The organism is Sphingobium sp. DEHP117 (assembly GCF_030867385.1).
In the GTDB taxonomy this organism is placed as follows: Bacteria; Pseudomonadota; Alphaproteobacteria; order Sphingomonadales; family Sphingomonadaceae; genus Sphingobium.
In genome coordinates this window covers 1,233,520-1,256,262 of record NZ_JAPFBJ010000001.1, presented here as the reverse complement: position 1 = coordinate 1,256,262, position 22,743 = coordinate 1,233,520, and the positions used below count along the sequence as shown (strand labels likewise).

General features: G+C 62.3%; 23 protein-coding genes. 10 read left to right on the top strand and 13 right to left on the bottom strand.

Annotated elements, in window-relative coordinates; genetic code table 11:
* The first annotated feature begins 29 nt into the window (after positions 1-29).
* From OOT33_RS06220 to OOT33_RS06200, 5 genes are all read left to right on the top strand, one after another.
* On the top strand, positions 30-260 hold the full coding sequence (locus OOT33_RS06220) for an XrtV sorting system accessory protein (RefSeq protein WP_307749137.1): 231 nt from the start codon (positions 30-32) through the stop codon (positions 258-260).
* 118 nt (positions 261-378) lie between these two features.
* Positions 379-1,773, top strand: coding sequence for an AAA family ATPase (locus OOT33_RS06215; RefSeq protein ID WP_307749136.1), 1,395 nt, complete (start codon positions 379-381; stop codon positions 1,771-1,773).
* An 18-nt stretch (positions 1,774-1,791) separates the two neighbouring features.
* Positions 1,792-2,433: a CatB-related O-acetyltransferase gene (locus tag OOT33_RS06210; RefSeq protein WP_307749135.1), complete on the top strand. Its 642-nt coding sequence runs from the start codon at positions 1,792-1,794 to the stop codon at positions 2,431-2,433.
* A complete protein-coding gene (locus tag OOT33_RS06205; RefSeq protein WP_307749134.1) occupies positions 2,430-3,332 on the top strand; it encodes a glycosyltransferase in 903 nt (300 codons plus the stop codon). Before OOT33_RS06210 ends, OOT33_RS06205 begins: the two co-directional genes overlap by 4 nt.
* The gene (locus OOT33_RS06200; RefSeq protein ID WP_307749133.1) at positions 3,329-4,261 is read left to right on the top strand and encodes a glycosyltransferase; all 933 of its coding nucleotides are present in this window, start codon (positions 3,329-3,331) and stop codon (positions 4,259-4,261) included. Before OOT33_RS06205 ends, OOT33_RS06200 begins: the two co-directional genes overlap by 4 nt.
* A 4-nt stretch (positions 4,262-4,265) precedes the next feature.
* On the opposite strand, the gene epsI is transcribed toward OOT33_RS06200, so the two are convergent.
* From epsI to OOT33_RS06165, 7 genes are all read right to left on the bottom strand, one after another.
* The gene (gene epsI, locus OOT33_RS06195; protein WP_307749132.1) at positions 4,266-4,964 is read right to left on the bottom strand and encodes an exosortase-associated protein EpsI, V-type; all 699 of its coding nucleotides are present in this window, start codon (positions 4,962-4,964) and stop codon (positions 4,266-4,268) included.
* A complete protein-coding gene (xrtV, locus tag OOT33_RS06190; protein ID WP_307749131.1) occupies positions 4,961-5,866 on the bottom strand; it encodes an exosortase V in 906 nt (301 codons plus the stop codon). The genes epsI and xrtV overlap by 4 nt, the downstream gene beginning before the upstream one ends.
* Before the next feature lie 44 nt (positions 5,867-5,910).
* Positions 5,911-6,669: a polysaccharide biosynthesis tyrosine autokinase gene (locus tag OOT33_RS06185; protein WP_307749130.1), complete on the bottom strand. Its 759-nt coding sequence runs from the start codon at positions 6,667-6,669 to the stop codon at positions 5,911-5,913.
* Between the two features lie 38 nt (positions 6,670-6,707).
* Positions 6,708-8,039 (bottom strand): Wzz/FepE/Etk N-terminal domain-containing protein, encoded by a 1,332-nt coding sequence (locus OOT33_RS06180; RefSeq protein ID WP_307749129.1) that lies wholly within the window; start codon positions 8,037-8,039, stop codon positions 6,708-6,710.
* A gap of 15 nt (positions 8,040-8,054) precedes the next feature.
* Positions 8,055-8,924 carry an SLBB domain-containing protein gene (locus tag OOT33_RS06175; protein ID WP_307749128.1) on the bottom strand — a complete coding sequence of 290 codons (870 nt, stop codon included), beginning with the start codon at positions 8,922-8,924 and terminating at the stop codon, positions 8,055-8,057.
* A 40-nt stretch (positions 8,925-8,964) separates the two neighbouring features.
* Complete coding sequence (locus OOT33_RS06170) at positions 8,965-10,200, bottom strand: outer membrane beta-barrel protein (RefSeq protein WP_307749127.1); 1,236 nt, start codon at positions 10,198-10,200, stop codon at positions 8,965-8,967.
* Positions 10,201-10,340: 140 nt separating this feature from the next.
* Positions 10,341-11,183, bottom strand: a complete 843-nt coding sequence (locus OOT33_RS06165; protein ID WP_307749126.1) for an EpsD family peptidyl-prolyl cis-trans isomerase — start codon at positions 11,181-11,183, stop codon at positions 10,341-10,343.
* A gap of 140 nt (positions 11,184-11,323) precedes the next feature.
* Here OOT33_RS06165 and welK point away from each other — a divergent pair, with 140 nt between their 5' ends.
* The gene (gene welK, locus OOT33_RS06160; RefSeq protein ID WP_307749125.1) at positions 11,324-12,361 is read left to right on the top strand and encodes a beta-1,4-glucuronosyltransferase WelK; all 1,038 of its coding nucleotides are present in this window, start codon (positions 11,324-11,326) and stop codon (positions 12,359-12,361) included.
* Between the two features lie 3 nt (positions 12,362-12,364).
* Here welK and OOT33_RS06155 read toward each other — a convergent pair whose 3' ends face one another.
* From OOT33_RS06155 to OOT33_RS06140, 4 genes are all read right to left on the bottom strand, one after another.
* Positions 12,365-13,753 (bottom strand): exopolysaccharide biosynthesis polyprenyl glycosylphosphotransferase, encoded by a 1,389-nt coding sequence (locus OOT33_RS06155; RefSeq protein WP_307749124.1) that lies wholly within the window; start codon positions 13,751-13,753, stop codon positions 12,365-12,367.
* 380 nt (positions 13,754-14,133) lie between these two features.
* The gene (locus OOT33_RS06150) at positions 14,134-14,412 is read right to left on the bottom strand and encodes a hypothetical protein (RefSeq protein WP_307749123.1); all 279 of its coding nucleotides are present in this window, start codon (positions 14,410-14,412) and stop codon (positions 14,134-14,136) included.
* A 392-nt stretch (positions 14,413-14,804) separates the two neighbouring features.
* A complete protein-coding gene (locus OOT33_RS06145) occupies positions 14,805-16,448 on the bottom strand; it encodes a hypothetical protein (RefSeq protein ID WP_307749122.1) in 1,644 nt (547 codons plus the stop codon).
* Complete coding sequence (locus OOT33_RS06140; protein ID WP_307749121.1) at positions 16,448-16,717, bottom strand: hypothetical protein; 270 nt, start codon at positions 16,715-16,717, stop codon at positions 16,448-16,450. Before OOT33_RS06140 ends, OOT33_RS06145 begins: the two co-directional genes overlap by 1 nt.
* A gap of 242 nt (positions 16,718-16,959) precedes the next feature.
* Between OOT33_RS06140 and OOT33_RS06135 the strand changes: the two genes are divergently transcribed.
* Both OOT33_RS06135 and OOT33_RS06130 read left to right on the top strand, forming a co-directional pair.
* Positions 16,960-17,844 (top strand): hypothetical protein, encoded by an 885-nt coding sequence (locus OOT33_RS06135; RefSeq protein WP_307749120.1) that lies wholly within the window; start codon positions 16,960-16,962, stop codon positions 17,842-17,844.
* 98 nt (positions 17,845-17,942) lie between these two features.
* The gene (locus OOT33_RS06130) at positions 17,943-18,482 is read left to right on the top strand and encodes a TIGR02281 family clan AA aspartic protease (RefSeq protein ID WP_307749119.1); all 540 of its coding nucleotides are present in this window, start codon (positions 17,943-17,945) and stop codon (positions 18,480-18,482) included.
* 30 nt (positions 18,483-18,512) lie between these two features.
* Here OOT33_RS06130 and OOT33_RS06125 read toward each other — a convergent pair whose 3' ends face one another.
* Both OOT33_RS06125 and OOT33_RS06120 read right to left on the bottom strand, forming a co-directional pair.
* Complete coding sequence (locus tag OOT33_RS06125) at positions 18,513-19,226, bottom strand: PEPxxWA-CTERM sorting domain-containing protein (RefSeq protein ID WP_307749117.1); 714 nt, start codon at positions 19,224-19,226, stop codon at positions 18,513-18,515.
* A 134-nt stretch (positions 19,227-19,360) separates the two neighbouring features.
* Positions 19,361-20,839, bottom strand: coding sequence for a TolC family outer membrane protein (locus tag OOT33_RS06120; protein WP_307749116.1), 1,479 nt, complete (start codon positions 20,837-20,839; stop codon positions 19,361-19,363).
* 248 nt (positions 20,840-21,087) lie between these two features.
* Between OOT33_RS06120 and efp the strand changes: the two genes are divergently transcribed.
* On the top strand, positions 21,088-21,654 hold the full coding sequence (gene efp, locus OOT33_RS06115; protein WP_307749115.1) for an elongation factor P: 567 nt from the start codon (positions 21,088-21,090) through the stop codon (positions 21,652-21,654).
* Positions 21,655-21,902: 248 nt separating this feature from the next.
* Complete coding sequence (locus tag OOT33_RS06110; RefSeq protein WP_307749114.1) at positions 21,903-22,715, top strand: inositol monophosphatase family protein; 813 nt, start codon at positions 21,903-21,905, stop codon at positions 22,713-22,715.
* Positions 22,716-22,743: the final 28 nt, after the last annotated feature.

The window sequence follows — 22,743 nt, the reverse complement described above, 5'->3', positions numbered from 1 at the left end:
CAATTTGGGGCCGTGCGCTGATGGAAACGATGTATGACTGGCTTGCAATCCTGGCTTTTGCGGGCCTGATCGTATTGTTCCTTCAGCGCTCATCAATGGATGAGCCGCCGGATACGGTGTGGCACTATCTCCCTCCGGCCATCGGCTGCGCGCTTTCCAACTATCTCGGCAACGAGGGGATGGGTGCGCTCGCAATTCTCATGCTTGCGGCAGTCGCTGGTTATGTGTGGTTTGTGCTTAAGCCGCGCCTGCCCAGCTAATTGCGCGATGCGGAGCTGTTTCTGTTGCGTCTGCGAAGGGAATAGCGGATACTATACGGTAAGACATTCGTTGTATTTGGCATAACCAAGTCGTCCGATGTCATGGAAGGGTAATGTAATGGGCTGGCAGAACTGGTTTTCAACGCGCAAAAGGCGCTTTGATGCGCTGGATCAGGACCATGGCGAGATGGTGCCCCGCCTGTCCATGGGCGGTCGCAACCGCGATCGTCAGGACGACAAGCTGCCTCGCTTTCAAGGCACCGCTGGAGACCAGATTCGCAGCACCGGCAAGCGTACCGCGCTCGATCGGGTGCGTTTCCACCTGCGCAATGCCTTCACGCCGTCTCAGCCAGTGCTTTCTCACCGTATGTTCGCCGGGCGCTCCGAAGTTTTGAAGACGCTTATTCGCTCGATCGAGGATCAGCGCCTGCACGTTGTGCTCTACGGCGACCGTGGCATCGGAAAGACATCGCTGCTGCACATTCTGGCCCAGCTTGCCAGGGATGCCCGCTATATCGTGCGCTATGCGTCCTGCGGCGAGGAAACGCATTTCAGCGATTTGATGCGTTCCATCGCGCGCGATATTCCGCTGCTCTACCACGCCGATTATGCGCCCACGTCCTCGGAAATTGAGAGCGGACGCTCGCTGGCGGATCTGCTGCCCGAGGGTACGCTCACCGTGCCGCAGATAAGCGACCTGTTTTCGAAAGTCTCCAACACGCGCGTGCTGGTGATCCTCGACGAGTTCGATCGCGCGCATTCGCCCGCATTCCGCCGCTCGATCGCGGAGCTGATCAAGAACCTGTCGGACCGTTCCAGCCGCCTCCAGCTTGTGATCGCGGGCGTCGCCGCGAACCTTACCGAGCTGATCGAGCATATCCCGTCGATCCGCCGTAACATTTTGGGCTATCAGGTGCCCAACATGTCGAACACCGAGATCGAGGAGCTGATCCACAACGGTGAGAAGATTTGCGGCCTCACATTCGATCGCGAGGCCATCGCCTTCATCAGCGCCGTGGCCTATGGCTCGCCCTATATCGCCAGCCTGCTGAGCCAGCATGCCGGTCTCGCGGCGGTGGACCGCGATGCCAATATGGTCGAACGACGCGACGTCGCGGATGCGATCAATCACTCGGTTGATGAAATCCGCCACCGCGTCTCCAGCCTCAGCCTGTTCCAGACCGCCCGTGCCAAGGCTGAGGGGCATGGCACCAATCTTGGCCTGCTGGCGCGCCTCGCGCTGCATTATGGCGGCCGCCTGATGCCGAGCCAGGCCGATGAGGTGATCCGCAAGCCGGGCGAGGGCCTCGCCTTCATGCAGAAGATGCAGCAGGACTATGGTCTGCTGGAGCCGCTGGAGAACGACCCTGCGGGCGCCTATCATTTCAGGGAGGAGGGCGTGCCCGTTTACCTCTGGATCGAGCTGGCGCAGTCCCACTTCGCGGGCGAAAAGAGCAATACCAAGCTCCTGGATGCGCTGCTCGATAAATATGCGGTAACACAAAGCGCCTGACGCTGCCGGGAAAGCGCCGTGCTGGCATCGCTCATCGAAAAATTCAGGATCAAGCTGTGGTCCCGCCGTCAGCATGACAGCGCACCCCTGCGCGCATACTTCCGTGATCGTTTCCGCATCGACGTCGGGCTGTACAGCTATGGCTGCTTCGACCGCTGGCGCATGCCGGGGCCGATCCGCATCGGTCGCTATTGCTCGCTCGCCAACACCGTCCGCTCCGCGCCCATCAATCACCCCTTTGAGGCCATGACGACGCACCCTGCGCTCTATGAACGCAAATTCGGTGTGGTGGATCAGGACATCTTTTACGACGATGTGCTCGTGATCGAGGATGATGTCTGGATCGGCCACAACGTCATGATCCTGCCTGGCTGCAAGCATGTGGGGCGCGGCGCGATCATCGGGGCAGGCGCGGTAGTGACGAAGGATGTGCCCGCTTATGCCATCGTCGCGGGCAATCCGGCGAAAAAGCTGCGAGACCGCTTCACGCCGGACCTGATTGCCGCGCTGGAAGCCAGCCGCTGGTGGGAGCTCGATCCACCGGCCCTGAAGCAGCTCGTGCGCGCCAACCCCGATCTCGTTTTTCATCCCACCGCCGCGTCCGTGGAAGCATGGACTAGCGCAGGCCGGAAACCGGACTGGGCGGGCGCCGGGCAATGACCTCCGCCTCCTCCCTGGCTCCGGGCATCAGCGTTGTCGTTCCGCATTACAACGATCTGGAACGGCTGGATCGCTGCCTTGCCGCGATCAGTAAACAGACAATGCCGCGCGACGCGTTTGAGATTATCGTGGCTGACAACAACTCTCCGTGCGGCATGGCCGCGGTGGAGCGGGCGGTCGCGGGTCGCGCACGCATTGTCACCGCCATGACGCCCGGCGCAGGCCCCGCCCGCAATGCCGGGGCCGAAGCGGCACAGGGCAAGATTCTCGCGTTCACTGACAGCGACTGCGTTCCAGCCCCTGAATGGCTTGAACGTGGCGTTGCTGCGCTGGGGCAGGGTGCTGATTTCCTGGGCGGCGGCATGACCGTGCTGGTGCCGGGCGGGCGGCCGATGAGCGGAGCAGAGGCATTCGAAACGGTCTTCGCCTTCGATAATGAACGCTATGTGAAGCGCCTGCATTTCACCGTCACCGCCAATCTCTTCTGCCCGCGCGATCTGTTTTTCAAGGTCGGCCCCTTCCGCACGGCTGTTTCCGAGGACAATGAGTGGTGCTGGCGCGCACGGAATATGGGTTACAGCATTGGCTATGCAGCGGACGCCATCGTCGGCCATCCGGCACGCGCCGACTGGGCGCAGTTGAAGGGCAAATGGCGGCGCATCTGCGCCGAGCGCTATGCTCTGAGCCGTGATGGGGGAGGGTCGGCGCTCAAGTGGATTGCCAAGACGTGGCTCGAACTGCCCGCCATCCCCGTCCACGCGCTGCGCATCCTCACAGACAGGCGCGTGCCTAGCTTTGGCGAGCGGCTTTCCGCCTTGGGCACATTGGCCGCCATTCGGCTGTGGCGCTTTGTCGAGGGGCATCGCATCGTGCTGCGCGGGGGCGGCCACCACGCATGAGCGCCGCGCCTTTTCCGGTCAGCATCTGCATCGTCGGGTTCCATAATGCAGAGGAAATAGCCGGGTGCCTCTCCGCACTGGCGCAATCGACCTATGCGGATTTCGATGTGGTCATCTGCGAAAATGGCGGCGAGCACGCTTTCCGCAAGCTCAAGGCGGCGCTGCCGGAGAGTTTGCCGGGCGGTCAGAAAGTCGAGTGCCTGCTCGCGCCCGGCAATCTTGGTTATGCTGGCGGCGTCAACCTCGCGATGCGTGCCCGGCCCGATGCCGCCGCTTGGTGGGTCGTCAACCCCGATACGGCGCCTGATGCCGGGGCGTTGGCCGCGCTCGTGGAGCGATTGCGGCGCGGGGACTGCCATATGGTCGGCGGCGTGTTGCATGACGCCTCCGGGCGCGTGCAGGCCTATGGCGGGCACTGGCGCTATTGGCTCGCGCGCGCTGTTTCTATCGGCATGGGCGCGCGGGTGAGTGATCCTGTAGACCCCGCTGCCATCGAAGCGCAAATGAACTATGTGCTGGGTGCCTCCATGCTGGTGGACCGGTATTTTGTCGAACGCGCTGGCCTGATGCGCGACGAATATTTCCTCTATTGCGAGGAAGTGGAGTGGGGCCTGCGTGCGCGCAAGATGGGCGTAAAGCTGGGATTCGCGCCGGATGCGCGGGTGCGGCACGATCAGGGCAGCACCACCGGCTCTGCGGGCGCGATCAAGGCGCGCAACCGCCTGCCCATCTATATGGACGAGCGCAACAAGCTGCACGTCGTTCGCGATATTTCCGCCTGGCGCCTGCCGGTCGCTGCTGTGGCGACGCTGGCGCTGTTGTCGCTGCGCTATGGCGCGCGCGGTGCCTGGCGGCAGTGGGGCTATGCGCTCTCGGGCTGGTGGGCAGGGATCAGGGGCGAGCGCGGCGTGCCACCGATGCTGCGCTAAGGGATCAGGCCAGCGCCTTGGCGCGCTCCGTGCCGATGAAGCCCGGCCTGCTTGCCTGGGGGATCGCGTTTACCAGCTCCGCCAGAAATCCATTCAGCATGCCATATCCCGGCGCGGCGTCCGGCCCCGGCCGCAGGGTCGACGCGCGCACCAGCACGCCGTCGCTGACGATCCCGTCCATCGCGGTATTCAGCCGGTCGCGCCGCTGCTCGCCCGCCGTGCGCGGCAGATATTCGCCGAGCCGCGTCCAATAGACGATGTCCTCCATGCGGATGCCTTCGCCCGCCGTGAGCGCCACGGCCGGAATTGCAGCACCCTTGCCCAGCGCGATGTCATCGTTGCGGCGGGACTGGATGGCGAGGCCGATGGCGGGATAGCAGCTTTCGGGCCGGTGGAGCTGGAGGATATCACTCTGCGCGCGGCCATAAGCGATGAGGAGCATCACCTGCGCACCGGTCATGGCATTGATATAAAGCCGCGTGAGCGTGTCGGCATAAAGCCGGTCGGAAAGGCTGCCCGGTATCTCCGGCACCACGATGTCGCCGCCTTCGCCCAGCGTCCACGAGCCAATCTGTTTGGGCACGAGGCTGGTCAGCGTCTGCTGCGGCATCAGCGTGAGCAGCGTGCGCGGGCGCAGAGCTTCGGCCACGCCCAGCGCCGCGACGCAGGCGCCGCCAATCAGGAGATCCCGCCGCGCGATCATGCGGTCGCACCCAGCATTTTGCCGAGCACGCGCTGCAACAGCCAATCCAGCGCAAACATGCCCGCCAGTGCCACGGTGAACAGTACGATGCCGGTGGTTACGTGCAGAAAACCCTGCGCCACGCCGTCACCAAAATAATACGTGAGCAATATCAGTGCCATGACGCGTATGATGTTCACAATGATCGCCACCGGAATGATAAGCGCAACGAGCAGCAGCGCATAGCGCCACGAGGCGCGGTGGAGCAGGTAGATGTAGAACAGGGTGATCGCCGTAAGGCCGACGATGCTGTTCATGCCTGCGCAGGCATCCTCCACCAGCAACTGATAGCTGCCCACGAACAGGGTCACGCCCTCGCGCATGATCGGATAGCCGAAGGGCTGCAAGATGCCGGTCGCCACCGTGGATACGAGTGTCTGCAGGGGCGCGGTCGCCTGGTCGATCAGCCAGCCCGGCGGTGGCACGAGAAAGCCGAGGTAAAAGAACGGGAAGAAATTGTGCCTCAGCGCGTTCCATCCGGCCAGCCGGTAAGCGAGTGCCAGCATCGCGCCATACACGCCCAGCGCCTCGAGGCTGATGAAGTCATAGGCGCGACCAAAGGCGTAAACGGGCAGGGCGAGCACGAGGATCAGCGCCACCACCATCGCGTTGGCGGGCTGCCAGCGCGCGCGCATATCGGACAGGCATTGGCTGATCAGCCACAATCCTGTCGCGAGCACGATCGGCCCATGCGCGCCGATTTCCATCGACCAGACCTCGCGGCCCAGACCGGCGAGCGTCGGCACCAGCAGGATGAAGAATCCAGCCCACAGCGGCCAATGGCGCAGGATCGCAGCACTCCACCATGGCGCATTGCCTGACGGGGAGGGCGCTTCCGTTTCCGTTATGGGAGACGCGGTCATCGGCCTTGCGCCCTCATTGCCCCCACGGCCCTGCTGCCCCTCGGTCAAAAATCGTTGAGGAAGGTGCCGATCACCGTCGCACGGTCGGACGTGAGTTCGTCGGCGAGCTGCTTCACGTCGCTGACGTAGCTGCTGTCCTTCTTGGCCACCAGCATCGCATAGCGCACCGCCATCGCGACGCGGCGGGCGTCGGCAGAGCTGTTGCCCGGGGGGGTGTCGACGATGGTGACATCATAGTCGCGCAGGCAGGTATCAAGCAGTTCGCTCATCGCGCGGCTGGCGAGCAGCTCCTGCGGATTGGGCGCAACGCCACCGGAATAGATCAGCGAGAGGTTGGGGAAGACATCGGCCTGGATGACATCACCAAACTCCACATCATTGTCGCCCAGGCACTGGCGAAGGCCTGCAGGTGCTTTGTCGGGCGCTATGTAATCCTCAAGACTTGGCGAGCGCATGTTGGCATCGATCAGCATCGTATTGAGGCCTGCCATAGCGAAAGACATGGCGAGGTTGACCGCAACGAAGGATGTGCCGACGCCCTGTGTCGCGGCACAGATCGCGAGCGAGCGGCGTCCATCGCCGATATGCTTTGCCTTGAGGTGGGTCTGGAGCGAACCGAAGCTTTCCGCCTGGATCGAATTGGGCGCCGAGAGCGCGACAATCTTGCGCGAAAAGCGAAAGCCGCTGCGCCCGATTACGGTCTGGGCGTTGTCGTCGATCACCAGAGGACCGGCAGGGGCATCGACAGCCGCTGTGGCATCCATGCCTGTGTCGGTCTGCTCGCTGACCTGTTGTTCGACCATAGCTTCACTTTCTTCCCTCGGGGGCATGTCTACCTGCGTCATTGCGCTGCCCTCGCGAACTGTGGCGCACGAATGCCCAATATTCTCCAGAGCAGGCCCTGCTCGTGGGCATCGGGTGTATGACCCATGGTGCCGACGACAGGAAGGCCGCTGTTGATCAGATCTTCAGCTCCGCGCACGCGACGGTTGAGCAACTCGATGATCAACGCCGCGAGCGTGCCGAACGCCGCGCTCAGAGTAAGCGCACCGCCAATGATCAGCGGAATGTTCGGGAAATCGGGCGCGCGGGGCACAACAGCATTGGCGAGAACCTTTACGCCGGACTCGGTGGTTTGGGCTTGCTGCTCGAAATCAGCGGCCTTTTGCAGCGCCTTGTCATATTGCGAGCGCAGTACCTGCACGTCGGTCGCCATGCGCTGCGCCTCGCTCACCTTGCCACGCTGGGCAAGCACTTTCTGCGTTTGCGCAGACAGCATGCTGGAGGCGGAGGGACCGCCCGGCGCGCTGCCGGAGCGGGCCATCGCGGTTTCCCGAGCGACCGCCGACTGCGCGGTGGCAAGCTGGCTCCGCAGCGTCTGGAGATCGGGGTGGTTGGGGCCAAGAATTTTCGACTGCGCCGCGATCTGAGCCTCCAGCGAGGCAACCTGCACGGTCGAAGGGGCAATGAAGGCGCCCGCTGCGGCCTGCGCTGCCGGCGCGGCCTGTGCCAGCATCTTGAGCTTGGCCATTTCAGGATCGCTGGCATCATCCGCCAGGATTATGCCGTTTGCTTTCTCGAAGGCGGTTAGCTGTTCGACGGCTTTCCTGAGCTTCTTGTAGGTTTCGTCCGCCTGCTTGTAGTACCAGTTCGCGTTCTTCATCGCATATTCGCGCTTGGTAGCCAGTACCTGCGCGATATAGGCGTCACGCACCGTATCCGCCATTTTGGCAGCCGTGTCCGGGTTAGATGACGTGTAAGAAATCGCGATGAGGCTGGTCCCGGACAGCCAGACCACGTTGGTATTGTCCATCACCGGCTGCGCGAGCCAACGGTGGAAGTCACGCTTGTCCCCCGGGCCGCGCCGGGCATAGTTGGCCGCCATGCGGGGCGAGTTCTGCCAGCCGAGCATGTCCACCGCGCGCCCGGCGACCTTATAGTCCTGCATGAGCTGAACCTGCGTCTTCACATAGTCGGGCGTCGAACGACCAGCGATGGCTTGCCCGGTGACCGGGTCCGGCTTCAGAAGGTCGAGCTCGATACGGGTGGTCGCCTCATAACGCGGGCGTGCGAGCACCACCACGATGGTCGCGGCAGCGACAGCTCCCAGCACGCTGAGCAGAATGAGCGCCCGTCTGGCCCAGAGGATACGGAAAAACTGCAAGAAGCTCATGATCTGCCCCGGTTTCTAGAAGAAGCGCTCGCCTACGTAGATGACATCGCCGTTCTTGATCGCGCCTGATAGCGGAAATTTCTTAATATCCTTACCATCGCGGGTTATTTTGATTTTCTTTTCAGACCCCATGGTGGTCAGCCCGCCCGCCGCCGCAATGGCACGGCGCAGGTCCATCCCGGTGTCGATCTTGAGCGTGCCGGGGCGCGCTATCTGGCCATAGATGTAGAAAGTCTCGGCCTTGGGCACGAACAGCTTGTCGCCGGGCTTGACGAAGGGATCCTCCTCGGTCGTGCCGGTAGCCAGCTTGCGGATATCCAGCTGAATTTCTTCGCCCGTGGTGCGGCGAAGCATGATGAAGTCCGATCCGCTGTCACGCGGGCCGCCAACCTGCGCCAGAATCTCCGACACGCGGTAGTTGCGGTCCACCGGGACCATGCCCGGCCTGCCGACATCGCCGAGCACGACCACATAGCGGCTGGCATAGTTGGCAACGGTGATATTGACGATGGGATCGGCATAATAGCCGCCCTTTTTCAGTGCGTTCTTCACCGATTCACGGAACTGGAGCACGCTCATGTCCGCCGCCTTCACCGTGCCGAGGAAGGGAAGTTGAAGCGTGCCGTCTGTCTGTATCTGAACCTGGGTCTTGAACTCTGCGCGGCCCAGCACTTCGGCTGTAATGACGTCACCCGCACCCAGTACATAGGCATCGTCCGTCGGCGCGCTGCTGAACGGCTGTGCGGCCGGGGCCGTTGCTTGCGGCGCAGCAGGCGCCACTTGTGCATGAGCGAGCATCGTGCCGCCGAATATCAAGACCAGGAACAGCGACACCGCCTTCAAGGCCATGCTCGTCTTGAACATCATCGAACGGGTAAGTGACATGTCTCGTCCACCTTCATACTGTTGGACAACCATCTGAGGCCTAGAGCGACAATTCCGCTGTCAGTCCCACATAGTTGTTCTTGTAGTCATAGAATGCCGCATTGGCGCTCCGCGCATCATGTCCACCATTCAATATGAACTTAAGCTTAGGAGAGAACAGATAATCGACAGCTGCAAATATGCTGTCCTTCTTGTCGTTCGTCAGCAGGTTGACCGGCGCGGTGCCAGGCGCGAAAAAGCCCAGGTTCCCCTCGAACCGGCGCTTGGTGTGCGAATAGCCGGTGTTGAAGTTTATGCGCGGGCTGACGGCATAGCTGGCGCTGATGCCATAGTTGGTGCTGATGTTATAGTTTGAGTCCACCGCCAACGATGAGGTGATCGACTTGCCGAGCGAGGCCTGCACCTGAATGCGCGGGGTCGCCTTCAGCGACAGGTTGCCGGACCAGTTGACGCCCTTGAACGAGCGCACATTCGGGTCGAGCGGTTTCACGTTCGTCCAGTTGATCGAGGCGTTTCCGGTAAGGCGCGCCCCGAGGTTGCGCGTGAAGCTCACGCCGTAGGATCGCTGGCGGTTGCCGCGTTGCAGCGTCTTGTCGTCGAAACGCAGATCGCGTTGCTGCGCGAACAGCTGGATGTCGCCGATCGAGGGGTGCACATAGCCCAGGCCGAGCTGGTAGCTGGTAATGTGCTTGTCTGTGCCCCGGCGCTGCGCATTGCTGTTGCTGTTGTCCTGATATGTGATGCCCGCGGTGGGGCGCAGGCCAAAGCTCTTGCCACACGAGACCGTGCTGCCAACACTCCACGATGTTTCGGCGTTGCCGACAGTCTGCACATTGCCGAACGTGTCGGCCACTTCGCCCAGTTCGCTCTGGCGGCGGCTGATCGAGCCGTTGAAGGTCGGCGCGCAGACGCCCAGATTCAGTGCCAGCCCGGCTGCGCCCTGGATGCGCTCACGGTCGAGGCGATCGTTATGGCGGTGGAAGTCATAGCCCGCGCTGGCCGAAACCGTAAGGTTGTGCGGGCCGAAGGGCTTGCCAAGGCTCAGATTGACCGAGGGCGAGAACTTCTGATCGCTGCGGTGCAGGCCACGCTGCGCGGCCGTGGCCGCGTTGGTGCGGGCAATATTGGAATCGTGGCGCAGCTGCGCAGAGGCGTTGATGCTGAGGCCTTGGCTTCCGCCCGCCGCACCCGCACCGCCGCCCGCTTGCGCCAGCGCCAGCGTGGGAAGGGCCGCGATCAGGCTCGCTCCCGACAGGAAAATAACTGTGTTACGCACCCTTTTCTCCCCACTTTTTGGGTTCATCGTCGCTCTCGTTAGACCATTCGTCGCGCCACGCATAGTGCGCGCTGTGCATAAATGGGACAGGTCACCATCCTGCGCAGCCGGGCGGCTTTGCTGTTTCGGCTGTGTTGCGCTCATTTAGCCGCCGGAACCTTCGCGCCTATCTTGGCGGCGGGGTCATAGGCGGCATTGTATTTCACCTTGGCCTTGCCCGCATCCAATATGCTCTGGATCTTGTTGGCGACAATCGCCTCGGACCGCTGCCGCGCGATCTGGGTCATTGCGACCGACATTGCGGCCTCACCGCTGATCGGCTGGATCACTGCCTCTCGGATGCGGTTGATGCGGATCACGCCGTTCTCGGGCGAGGCGAACACGGCGTTCTCGGGCAGCTGCGATATTTTCTCGGCAATATCGGCATCAATGCTCAGCGCGTCGATGCTGCCTACGGCGCGCTGGAACTGCACCTTTCGGCTGTTGAGCAGCTGTTCGATCTGAGCCATCGTATCCAGCGGCTCGATCGCCTTCACCAGATCGGGCGTGCTCGTCGGGATAATGATCTGATCGACGAGGAAAATGCGGCGTTGATCGAAGCTTGCCGGGTGGTTGGCAATGAACTGTTGCGCCTCGTCGCGCGAGGGCTTGGGCGCGGTGGAGCGAATCTGGTTGGTCAGCGCGTCGACGAGCACCATCTGCCGTGCCTTTTCCTGCATGATCGCGGTCGCGGGCAGCTGGTCCACCTTCTCCTCCACAGCCTCGTCGGCCAGCAGCTGGCGCACGATCAGAGAACGCAGCGCGGCCTCTTCCAGCTCCTTGCTGGGCGTTGCGGTGCCCGCCTCATGGCGGATGTCGATGACCGTGATCTCCTTGCCGTTGACGGTGGCCGCTACCTGACCTGTCGGTGCCGCGGCCTCCTTGTCACCACAGGCGGCGAGCAAGGCGAGGGAGGGAAGAAGAATGACACCCAAGGTTTTCATGATTGCCTCTTTGTTTCTATCGCGGCAAATACACAGCCGCATTTCGGCACGAATCGCTGCTGCTATAAATCGCCTCGCTTCTGCGGCAAAGCTCGTAAACCATTGCTTTATACACGCCGGGTTGATCAAAAGAGTAAATCATGACCGAAAGCACGGAAATGACTGGAACCGGGCCTCGCTTGTGTCTGGCGGCTTCGGGCGGCGGTCATGTGCGGCAGATACTTGATCTTGAGCCTTTGTGGCAAGACTATCCCCATATATTCGTGACCGAGGATACGGCGCTCGGGCGCTCGATTGCCGAGAAGCATCCGGGCGCGTTTGTGTCCCACGTTGCGCTGGGGCAGGCAAAACTGGGTGCGCCGTTCAAGATGGTGTGGAATGCGGCGCGCAACTGCTTGCAATCGTTCCGGATTGTTGCGCTGCACAAACCGGATGTGGTCATCACCACCGGTGCTGGGTCGATGGTGTTCACGGTGCTGTGGGCGCGGCTGCGTGGAGCCAGGATCTTGCTCATAGACAGCTTTGCCCGGTTCGATCGCCCGTCCGCGTTCGCCCGGATTGCCGGGCCGCTGGCGCATGTACGGATCGCGCAGGCTGAGGCCTCGGCGCGACACTGGCCGGGAGCGGTGGTGTTCGATCCGTTCCGAATCCTCGATACGCCCCGGCCGCCGAAGAAAAAATTGCTGTTCGCCACTGTAGGCGCGACGCTGAAATTCCCCCGCCTGGTCGATCTTGTCATTCGTGCAACAGAGCGCGGGCTGCTCGATGGTTATGAGGTCATTGTCCAGACTGGGGAGGGAGGCATTCCTGCCAGCCCGCCGCCGGGAATCGCGTTTCACGAGACTCTGCCCTTCGATACCGTGAAGCAGATTTTGCACGATGCAGACTATGTCGTCTGCCACGGCGGCACCGGGTCGCTGATCACCGCGCTGCGCGAGGGCTGCCGCCTGATAGCCGTGCCGCGCCGCTTCGCTCTGGGCGAGCATTATGATGACCATCAGGCCGAAATCACCGGCGCATTCCGGGATCGCGGGTTGCTGGAGACAGCGGACACCGATGCGGAGTTTACGTCGGCGTTCGCTGCGCTGGCTTCGCGCGAACCCCTCTGCGCCACTACAGACCCCTCCGCGCTGATCGGCTATCTACGCCACTATCTGGCGAGCCTTCCAACGCGCTAAAGCTTAAAATGCGTTGCGGTGGATGACGACCTTCGCCGTATAAAACAGGATCGAGATGTCGCGCCACAGGCGCCAGCCGTGCACATATTCGAGGTCTGCGCTAAGGCGGTTTTCCAGGTCCTCGCGCTGCATGGTCGCTCCGCGATAGCCGCGGATTTGCGCGAGGCCGGTGATGCCGGGCTTCAACGCATGGCGCACCCAATATTGCTCGTCGATTTCCCAGAACAGCTTGTCCCCGGCGAGCGAACCAAGCGCATGCGGGCGCGGGCCAACCAGACTCATGTCGCCGCGCAGCACGTTGATGAGCTGCGGGAGTTCGTCGATGCTGGTGCGGCGGATGAACGCGCCGACACGGGTAATGCGCTCGTCGTCGCGCGCGGCAGAGCGGTTGCCGTCGGCGTCGCACATCTCCTCGCGCATGCTGCGAAATTTGAGGATATTGAATAGCTGGTTGGAGCGGCCGATGCGCTGCTGGCGGAAGAAGACCGGCCCCTTGCTCTCCATCTTGATCGCGATAGCGATGACGAGGAAAAGCGGCGAAAGAGCGATCAGCGCGGGGACCGTTATCGCCAGATCGAGCGCGCGCTTTTTGGCCCGGTTCGCCATGCTCAACGGCCCGCGCGAGACGACCAGCGTATCATTGCCATGATAGGCAGAAAGGCCGATTGCGCCGAGCGTGTTGGATTCGGGCAGCATCACTTCGCCGCGGATGTTCGCACCCTTCAACAGCAGCGACCAGGCATATTGCCGCTCCGGTGCACAGGCGACGACAACACGGTCGAAGCCATGGAGATAGCTGGCAAGCCGGGAGAGCATACGTGGATTGTGCAAATCCGGCTCGATCTGCTCGGCGGCGGCGTCGATCACATTGCCGTGATAGAGGCCGTTATAAGGGAGCCCGTCGAGGATCAGCAGTTCGTCGGTCAGGCGCTCGCCGGTGCGATTACGCGTGTAATAATAGAACGCAATGCGCGAAATGGAGACGAAAAGCCCGCTGACGCAGATCCCAGCCGCAAACGAGGCGCGCGACACGGCATCCTGCGCGTGAAAGAAAAAGCCGAACATCAGGATGATCAGCATCGTCATGAAGAGCGCGGTGAGCGATCTGCGCAGGCTTTCCGCCAGCGAGCCGAGTGCGTCGATGGTGTAGGCGCCGCGGTTGATCGCCAGCAGGCCATAGAGCGGCACCAGCAGATAGCCGATGTTCACGCCCGCAGGCGAAATCCACTGCTGGCCACGAATCAGGCCAATGAGGGAAAAGCCGGAAATCACGGCTGCGCAGTCCAGCATCACCAACTGCGCGTAAAGGATGATGCGAATTGCCTGCTTTGATAGTGCCTTGCGAACACGCGTTCGGGGCATTCCGCCATCTACGGCTCGGATGTCCGTCACTGATCGCTCCCTGTAACCCCGTTCAACCGGCCGGGCGTGCCCAACCATTGTCTAGTCCACCTTTGAGGAGGCATTTGCCTCGTCGCATGATCGCCTCGCCATGGTTACCACAAGGTTAATATGCCACGAATACGCAGATGCAACAAACATTGTTCCAGCCGGGTCATGCACGCGATGAAGCGAAAACGCTCCAAAATGGGACTATTTGGCGAATAATTCACATTGTCGCTACCCTGCACATGCGAAATTGGCGTGCGTCTCGTGCTATCTGTTTGAAATGGCACCCGAATGACTATCTCGAGTCTCAGGTGGCTTGCAGGGCAATAGCGGTCAGCGGGCGCAGCCGAAGCTGAGGTTCGTTCCTACGCGAAAACTCGGAGTCAAAAGATAAGAAATGCGATCCCGGCGAGGGCGATCCCCATGGCGGCATAGCCGCTCAGGCGCGAAACGCTGGAGACGACGGTCTCGAGCATCGAACCGGCCGTTCCCGGAGTGTCATCAGCATTTTGCTGGATCAGACGTGAAGCAATCAGGCTTTGCATGGCGGCGACCTCACCTTGTACCGATTCAATCGGTCGGGCTGGCTCATGCGGTTCCGGGCTGGGAATCTTGTCCCTTATCTCCCTACCGTGCAACATCTTCGGTTGCGGCAGTCCCATACCATTTCTCCATTGAACGCATAGCGTTACACTTGGTTGCACCCAACAGAGAGCTGTCTAATGACACAGCTTGAACATAGAGTAAATACGCACGGTTAACAAAGTGCTAAGCCGAGGATGGAGCGGGATGCTGTCGTGCAACAAGAATAGTTGAGAGCTTGACTTCAAATATTGCTTGTTCCTCTTTTTAGCATAGCGGCCGCTATGTCGCAGCGCACAATTTACAACCAAAATGGTTGCATCTGCTTCGGAAAGTTTTTATTCATACAGTTGGAGACATTCCAGTGCTGCAATCGACCGGAGACCCGTTGGGCAGATCTCCGGCTGTTGCTCAGAGCCTGATCGCCTTTGACTTACGCGCCGGAGACGTTCGATCAAGCCGTGATCATGGTCTAGAGATAGGGGTCGGCGCCCAGTACCCGGTCGGCGAGGCACTGCGCGATGTAGGGGTAACAGGCGCTGATCGGGTGCGCCTGGTCGTTGAAGTAGATGCCGCCCTGAGACTGGATACGCGCGTCGGTAGTGCTCAGGCCCGGCCCGAGTACCTGGCTGCCCCATGCACCTGAAATAGGCATGCACAGCGGCACCTCGGCCCGTCGCACCTTGCCCGCATAAGTGTCACCCGCCGCACCGAGAAAATCGTGGAAGAAGTTCGCAGACCGGTAGCGGGCGCGAATCTGGTTGAGCGACGGGTCTTTCGTCCCGCTGCCGGGCATGGGCAGGCTCGCCAGATACTCATAACCCAGCTTCAGAAAACCGCGTGCATCATTCAGCACGAGGTTTTGCAGGTTGGCATAAATCTCGTCAGCGCGCGCGGCCGTGAGTGTGGGCTGCACATAGATCGGGCTGGTCGTCTGCCCGTCGTCGTTATGCCAGCATTCGATAGCCACTAGGTTGCGGCCCGGCAGTTCCCAGTTGCCGGAGAACAGCGAGCGGTTGAGGAAGTCGCGCTTGTTGCGCAGCCCCTTGTCGATGTTGGAGCCTGTAGCGCCAATATCGGCGTCGATCTGCGACCCGCCGATTGCCGAACGGAGCACGCGCCAGCTGGAGGGAAGGCGGCTCGCCAGTTCCACCTGCAGATAGCCATAGGGGCTTTCGCCCGCCGCCACCGCGCCGGCGTTGGCAAAGCGGCTGTCGCCTTCCAGGATGAACGAGTTCGTCAGGCTCGATATGCCATAGGCGCTCATCATCGCCGCGATATTGGCCTGTATCTGCGGCGTGGTCTGCGCTGACCGCTTGATGAACAGTGCATAGAGCAGGAAAGAACCGTAGTTGGTGCCACCCGGCGCGAACGCATGGCGTCCGATCTCCCCGCCGCTGGTCACCGTCGTGCCGGTGTTGATCGTGGTGACGCCGGTGCAATATTCGTCGTTCATGTGGATTTGAGCGGTGTTCGCTGCGCCGCCTGCGATCGCCACCACCTGCAAACCGGAATGACAGATCATTTTGCGGCGGGACTGGCCTGCCACCCGCTCCGTGCCATAGACGCCCGCATTGTCGCACAGATATTTGCCGCCGTGCGCGGGGAAGGGCGGGTGCGCATTGGCCGCAATGCCGTTGGCGCTGCCTGCCAACGTATTCATGAATGCGCGCAGGGTATTGGGTGCCGAGGCATTGGCATTGCGTCCCACGGCAAAGACCGACTGCGCGTTGGTGCTGTTCGCATCGAAGTACCGCAGCACGGCATAAGCCGTGCAGCCGTTAGCCGTATAGCTTGCCAGCGTATCCGCGATTTCGAGCGCGTTGTTACCCTCAAACAACAGCGCCTTGCGCCCCTGCGCGTCCGTCACCAGCTTGGGCGCGCCGCCGCCGGGGATCGCGCCCGCCGTAATCGCCGTGGCGTTCGCTAGCCCATTGATGTCCGGCAACACGGTAACGCGATTGCTGCCATCGACAGAGGGGGCAAGGATCGACGGCTCATAGCGCACGTCCACTGCGTTGGGCAGGCTGTAGCTGGCGAAGCCGCCACCGCCACCCGAGCCGGAACCGCGCTTCCTGCGCGCGGCCCGGCTCAAGCCAAAGCCGACACCCGCCATTACGCCAGCGCCACGATGTCGGCAGCCGTGGTACCCGTGGCGCGAACATATTGCGCACGCACGTCGAGCACCTGCCCGTTGGCCACATTCTTGAAGATCACGTCTGCGGTTCCGCCGACGCCGCGCAACGTAACATTGCCGCCAGTTCCCACATACAGCGCCTTGGGAATGGTGCCCAGTTCGTTGGTGTCATGCGGGGTGACTGCGAAGGGCGCGCGCGACGGGGCGGCAAGCATGTCGCTCGAGGTCTGAAAGCTGTCGATAGCCATAAGCACTCCTGGGAAGATTGATGGGATCGCGTTCAGCTAACCGAAAGCCCCAACTGTAGGACAGAAGATTTTTCCAAATAGGTTAATTGTGACGTCCAGCCGGTGCTGACCGGTCTGCAAAGCCCGGCTCAACAGCGCTTTCCGGCATTTCCGGTTGCTATCAGGGGCGGCTTCTGCATCATGGCACGCAAGGGGCAGGGGCGGTCATAGCGATGGTCCCCTGCAAAGCGGGCAGGGGTAGGATGAACGAGTCGCACCACGACCTCAATCGACAGAAGCGGGCAGCGAGTATCGTCTCGGGCCTGTGGCTGGCGTTGCTTGCCGGGCTGTTCGTGTGGCAGGCCACGCAATATCGCGGGATCGTCGAGCTGCTGGCCGAATGGCAGTATCGCGTGCTAGACCATTATTATCCCGGCATCACCATCGCGTTGCTGTGCCTGTTCTTCAGCTTTCCGCTGCTGGTGACGCTGTTCATCCTCTGGCGGCGCTGGCGCAGGCAGAACGAGCTGGCTGGCGAACCCGTCGCGGTGATGCTCGATGCCTCGCGTCGGCTAAAGCGGCTCTGTACCTTCCTGGCGATTGCTGCCGGTGGCGTTGCCATACTGGCTCTCGCGCTGGCGCAGCTGCTTCCTTCGGAAGGTATGCCGGTCCACCTCGTCGATGTGCGCAGCGCGCAGGCGGCCGTCATCCCGGAGGGGAGCGCCAGCGTGGTCGGCCCGGTCGACATGAGCGCGCTGGTGCGGTTCGAGGAAGAGGTATTGGTGTTCCACCGCCGCCTCTACTTCGCGCCGGTGCGCTATCGCCTGCATGGGGTTGCTCAGCCCGCCCGCATCTTCGTGCAGGTGGAGGAGCGGGCGGACCTGCCACGCCAGTTCGTGGCGCTCAAGAGCGGCGTGCTGGCGCGTGGCGTGCTGCCGGGGGATGTCGATCAGCTCTATCGCAACATCCGCTATCCGGTGGAGGCGCGGCCCTATCTGCTCTACCGAGACAGTGCGACGCTGCGCTGGCGCTATCACATGCTCAGCGCCCAGATGGCACTGGTGGGCCTGCTGTTTGCCCTCGCCGCCTGGCGGGAAGGGCAAAGGCGTAGGCGTATCGCCAGGCGGGTGGAGCAAGGCGTCGGTTAACGCATCGCCACCAGACACACCCGTATATTGACGGTTAACCGGGCTTTCAGCCTGTTTCGCAACGCCACGTTGTCGCTCCTAATGGCAAGGCTCGGCCCATGAGCAAAGTCGGCCACAGATGGATTATCGCTGGCGCATGTGCGTCGATCGCGTCATTCGCCCTGGGCCACGGCATGCCTGTCTGGGCCGAACCTGCCGCTCCCGCCCCGGCGACGGCGATGGCCTCCTATGTCGAGCAGGCCGAACCGCAGGATGAAGAGGCGCTTACCGATGGCAATCACATCCTCCCCGCGCCTGATGGCCTCTATTATCTCGATGCGCAGTTCGCCGATGGCGCACGGGCGCGCTTCCTTGTAGATACCGGTGCGAGCGTCACGGTGCTGACCGGGTCCGATGCGCGCCGCCTTGGCGTGCAGCCGACGGACGATGCCGCTGGCGGATCAAAGCTGCGCACGGCAGGCGGCATGACGATCGCCCGCTCCGCCACGATTGCGCGGATGGACGTCGCCGGGCGTCAACTGCGCAACATCCGCGTCGCGATCATCGACAATGGTCTGCCTGTGTCGCTGCTGGGGCAGAACGCGCTGTCAGAGCTGGGGACGATCACCCTCGGCAACGGCCGGATGACCATCGACTGAACTTCCAAGCTGTGGAGGTGCCCTGCCGCCTCAGGATGCGGAGGGCAGGGTAGCGCGACGGCGGGATTGCGCGCGCAGCGCCGCGCCCACGCTCATGAACCCGACCAGCATCAGCGCCCAGGTGCCGGGTTCCGGTACAGCAGTGGTGCCACCGCTTGAGGATGAGCCACCGCCAGTGGATGTATCGCCTCCGGAAGACGTGCCGCCCGAGGTCGATCCGCCATCGCCGCCGCTGCTCGTACTGCCCGTTCCGCCCGAGCCACCGCCGGATGATGATGCGCCCTCGGGTACAAGGCGGCGCACAAAGAAGGGATCGCTGGTCTCCGGTGGCGTCGAACTCTGCGGATTATAGATGGCTTGCGGGTCGTCCGGTCCGTCCAGCATCGCAATCTCGATCGGGCCGGGCGCGGGCAGTTGCGCATCGGGGCCGACGAACAGAAGTGCGCGCTCGGTCGGGCCGAGGGGGCCTTCTTCTTCCTGCTCCGGCGCGGAGTCCTGCACGTCGCGGTCAAGCCGGGCGAAGAAAGCGGAAGGATCGCGATCGAGCAGGGAGACGCGCGGGCGGTCCGCCAGATCGGTGCCGATCGTCGCGAACACGCCTGGCATCGGCACGCCGCTCTGAAACATGGCGCGCTCGCTGCGCGAGGAAATGGCGATCAGCGAGACACCCAGCGCTACCGCGCCGAACATCAGCCTGCGGCGGCGCTTTTCCCTGATCAGTAATTGCGTAAAACCCTGTTCCATATTGGGACAATCATAACATGAGCGACCGCCCCGATGCTATGAGCCAGAGAGTTAAAATTTTATAAACGGCATTTCTCGAATCGCATCAAATACTTAGCGGGATCAGTACTTAGCTCTGACCTTGTTTTTGTTAACTATTGAGTCCCAAAACCGCCTGGCATGATGGTCGCGTCCTGCGGCTTAGTGGACGCTGTGCCCGTGGAAACCTGCGTTGCTTTGCCGCCGAAATCGAAGTCGAACAGCTTGTTGCGCACCGTCTTGTAATAGGCATTGGGATCATAGAGCGCTCCGCCGTCCAGCGACAGGTCGCGCGCCTCGGCATGGCCCATCGCCGCGATCAGGCTGAAACCCGCGACATAGGCGTTGCGCTGGGCCGAAACATACTGGACCTGCGCGTTCAGGAGGTCGCGCTGGGAATCCAGAATGTCCAGGATCGTGCGCGTGCCCGCCTTGTTCTCCGCCTGCACGCCTTCGAGAGACAGTGAACCGGAGGCCACAGCCTTGCGCGTGGACTCGATCGTCAGCAGCGAGGCCTGCCAGTTGGCATAGGCCGAGCGGGTCTGCGCGATCACGCTGCGCTCTGTGGCGACGGTCTGCTCGATCGCCTGGCTTTCGCGCGCCACTGCCTGGCGCGAGAGCGCGCCGGGCCGGCCGCCCTGATAGAGCGGCACTGTGAGCTGAACGCCTGCGGAAGCGGATTTGGCACTGCCTTCAACACCCAGCAGGGGATTCAGCTTTTTCTCGGAATTGAGATAGTCGGTATAGCCGCCCCGCACAAAGCCCGAAATGCGCGGCGCGATCTGCCCGCGCGCGGCGTTCACCTGATAATGGGCTGCGTCGCGGGTGTTCTTGGCTGCCAGAATGTCCGGATTGTCCCTCAACGCCACGTCGACCGCGCTTTCAGGGGTCGCGGGCAGGCCCGGAAGCGGCGGCGGCGGCTGAAGGTCCACCGGCTCAGATCCAACCAGCGAAATATAGCGCTCCTTGGAAGAGATCAGTTGCGCCTCGGCTGATTCCAGATTGGCGCGCGCAAGGGCAAGGCGCGTGTCTGACTGGGCGACATCGGTGCGGGTAAGATCGCCGACATTGAACCGGTCGGTGCTCGCCTGCAGGTTCACCTCCAGCGACCGCACATTCTGGCGGTTGAACGTCACGACGGCGCTGTCGGCGATCACGTCAAGATAGGCGGCAACGACCTGCGCGAACACAGAGGATTCCGTTGCGCGCAGCTCAGCCTGTCCCGCCTCTACGCCTTCCTTCGCCGCGCGAATGCTGTTCCGGACTATGCCGCCCTGATAAATTGGCAGGGACAGCGTGGCCTGCCCGCTTGCGCTGCGCAAGGGGATGCTTGTGCCGAGCGCCGTGTTGATTTCGCGGTGAAGGTTTTGGTCATAAGAGCCGCTGACGCTCACTCCCGGCCGTCCCTCCGCCTTGGCGAGCGGCACACCTTCATCGGTCGCGCGCAGGCGTGCGCGCGCCGCGTTCAGTGTCGGGTTGGTGCGATATGCCTGCGCCAGCGCTTCCTGCAGCGTGGTTGCGAGCGCAGGCTGGGCCGTCATCGCCAGTGCCAGGGTGGAAACAGTGGCGGCGGCGCGGCGCATCATGGTCGGCATGGTCGATCGGTCCCCAATAGAATAGGCGCAAATTCGATGAGGCACTTAGCATCGGGCTGGAAATAATAAAATAGGTTTAAAAAAATTGAGGGCGCGTCCTTTTCCGGACTTGTCCGGCGATGTGCGGGCGCCTCTTGCCCTTGCGCCTGCCAACCGCTACAGCGCCGCCCGGCTCTTTCTTTCTACTCGGCTGGGCGGCGTAGCACCGCGAATGTGCGCGAGTGGAGCAACTACAAGGCAGGTGTGCTATGGCCAAGATCAGCGGCGTCGAAATTCGTCCGGGCAACAATATCGAATATGAGGGCGGCCTGTGGCGCGCCGTGAAAATCCAGCACACCCAGCCGGGCAAGGGCGGCGCCTATATGCAGGTGGAGCTGAAGAACCTGATTGACGGGCGCAAGAACAACGTCCGCTTCCGCTCGGCCGAGACGGTGGAGCGCATCCGCCTCGATACCAAGGATTTCCAGTATCTCTATGCCGAGGGCGACATGCTCGTCTTCATGGATACCGAGACCTACGAGCAGATCAACCTGCCGACAGATCTGGTCGGTGAGGCCGCCGCCTTCCTGACCGACGGCATGATGGTGATGCTCGAAATGTACGACGAGCGCCCGATTTCGGTTCAGCTGCCCGAGCAGGTCGAGGCGACCGTGGTCGAGGCCGATGCCGTCGTGAAGGGCCAGACCGCCTCCGCGTCCTACAAGCCCGCAATCCTCGACAACGGCGTGCGCGTCATGGTGCCGCCGCACATCGTCACCGGCACGCGCATCGTCGTCGATGTGTATGAACGGGAATACGTAAAGCGAGCGGACTAAGTTCTTTAAGCCCCTCCCACGAGGGGAGGGGTCGGGGTGGGGCGAGCCCGTTTGCTCGGCCGCGCCCAGATCCCTGTCCCCGTCCTTTCCCTGGAATGGGAGAGGAGAAAGAGGAAATATGGTATCCCACTCTGGTCTTCTCACCGTTATGGAACGCGCCGCGCGCCAAAGCGCTTCCAGGAAAAGTGGGAACCGGTTTTCCGTTCGGAAGCGCGCATCAAACCTTTTGCGCGCAGGAGCTTAATGTAATGGTATCCCACTCTGGTCTTCTCACCGTTATGGAACGCGCCGCGCGCAAGGCCGCACCGCGTCTGCGCCGCGATTTCGGCGAGGTCGAGCATCTGCAGGTGTCCCGCAAAGGGCCGGCCGATTTCGTTTCGATGGCGGACAAGCGCTGCGAGCAGACGCTGGTCGAGGAACTGCGCAAGGCGCGGCCCGACTGGGGCTTCCTGCTTGAGGAGGGCGGGGTGATCGAGGGCGATCCGGCGAAGCCGCGCTGGATCATCGATCCGCTCGACGGCACCACCAACTTTCTCCACGGCATCCCACACTTCGCCATCTCGATCGCGGTCGAGGAGCCGCTGCCGGGCGGCAGGCGCGAGATCACCACGGGCCTCGTCTATCAGCCGATCACTGACGAGAGCTATTGGGCGGAAAAGAACCGCGGCGCCTGGCGCCACGACCAGCGGCTGCGCGTTTCGGCGCGGCGTGATCTGGCGGACGCTCTGATCGCCACCGGCATCCCGTTCTTTGGCCACGGCGATGTCGGCCAATGGACGCGCATCTTCGGCGCGGTCGCGCCGTCCGTCGCGGGGATCAGGCGCTTCGGCTCGGCCGCCCTCGATCTCGCGCACGTCGCGGCTGGGCGCTACGACGGCTTTTGGGAGAGCGGCCTGCAGCCTTGGGATGTCGCGGCCGGCATCCTGCTGGTGCGCGAGGCGGGCGGCTTCGTGACCGACTATCGTGGCGGTGATCAGGCGATCGAGCGCAAGGAATTGATCGCCGGCAATGACGCCATCCACTCCAAATTGCACAAGCTGGTGGCTGGCGCGCTGCGGTAAATCTTTTTGTAATATCGTTCCCCTAGAG

What these genes read in the sequence shown, in the direction of transcription:
- OOT33_RS06175 (WP_307749128.1), bottom strand. Translation starts at nt 8,924, where the DNA reads ATGTCACTTACCCGTTCGATGATGTTCAAGACGAGCATGGCCTTGAAG.
- efp (WP_307749115.1), top strand. Translation starts at nt 21,088, where the DNA reads ATGGCCAAGATCAGCGGCGTCGAAATTCGTCCGGGCAACAATATCGAA.
- OOT33_RS06130 (WP_307749119.1), top strand. Translation starts at nt 17,943, where the DNA reads ATGAGCAAAGTCGGCCACAGATGGATTATCGCTGGCGCATGTGCGTCG.
- OOT33_RS06150 (WP_307749123.1), bottom strand. Translation starts at nt 14,412, where the DNA reads ATGGGACTGCCGCAACCGAAGATGTTGCACGGTAGGGAGATAAGGGAC.
- OOT33_RS06120 (WP_307749116.1), bottom strand. Translation starts at nt 20,839, where the DNA reads ATGCCGACCATGATGCGCCGCGCCGCCGCCACTGTTTCCACCCTGGCA.
- OOT33_RS06140 (WP_307749121.1), bottom strand. Translation starts at nt 16,717, where the DNA reads ATGGCTATCGACAGCTTTCAGACCTCGAGCGACATGCTTGCCGCCCCG.
- epsI (WP_307749132.1), bottom strand. Translation starts at nt 4,964, where the DNA reads ATGATCGCGCGGCGGGATCTCCTGATTGGCGGCGCCTGCGTCGCGGCG.
- OOT33_RS06200 (WP_307749133.1), top strand. Translation starts at nt 3,329, where the DNA reads ATGAGCGCCGCGCCTTTTCCGGTCAGCATCTGCATCGTCGGGTTCCAT.
- welK (WP_307749125.1), top strand. Translation starts at nt 11,324, where the DNA reads ATGACCGAAAGCACGGAAATGACTGGAACCGGGCCTCGCTTGTGTCTG.
- OOT33_RS06135 (WP_307749120.1), top strand. Translation starts at nt 16,960, where the DNA reads ATGAACGAGTCGCACCACGACCTCAATCGACAGAAGCGGGCAGCGAGT.
- OOT33_RS06165 (WP_307749126.1), bottom strand. Translation starts at nt 11,183, where the DNA reads ATGAAAACCTTGGGTGTCATTCTTCTTCCCTCCCTCGCCTTGCTCGCC.
- OOT33_RS06205 (WP_307749134.1), top strand. Translation starts at nt 2,430, where the DNA reads ATGACCTCCGCCTCCTCCCTGGCTCCGGGCATCAGCGTTGTCGTTCCG.
- xrtV (WP_307749131.1), bottom strand. Translation starts at nt 5,866, where the DNA reads ATGACCGCGTCTCCCATAACGGAAACGGAAGCGCCCTCCCCGTCAGGC.
- OOT33_RS06185 (WP_307749130.1), bottom strand. Translation starts at nt 6,669, where the DNA reads ATGGTCGAACAACAGGTCAGCGAGCAGACCGACACAGGCATGGATGCC.
- OOT33_RS06145 (WP_307749122.1), bottom strand. Translation starts at nt 16,448, where the DNA reads ATGGCGGGTGTCGGCTTTGGCTTGAGCCGGGCCGCGCGCAGGAAGCGC.
- OOT33_RS06125 (WP_307749117.1), bottom strand. Translation starts at nt 19,226, where the DNA reads ATGGAACAGGGTTTTACGCAATTACTGATCAGGGAAAAGCGCCGCCGC.
- OOT33_RS06220 (WP_307749137.1), top strand. Translation starts at nt 30, where the DNA reads ATGTATGACTGGCTTGCAATCCTGGCTTTTGCGGGCCTGATCGTATTG.
- OOT33_RS06215 (WP_307749136.1), top strand. Translation starts at nt 379, where the DNA reads ATGGGCTGGCAGAACTGGTTTTCAACGCGCAAAAGGCGCTTTGATGCG.
- OOT33_RS06180 (WP_307749129.1), bottom strand. Translation starts at nt 8,039, where the DNA reads ATGAGCTTCTTGCAGTTTTTCCGTATCCTCTGGGCCAGACGGGCGCTC.
- OOT33_RS06110 (WP_307749114.1), top strand. Translation starts at nt 21,903, where the DNA reads ATGGTATCCCACTCTGGTCTTCTCACCGTTATGGAACGCGCCGCGCGC.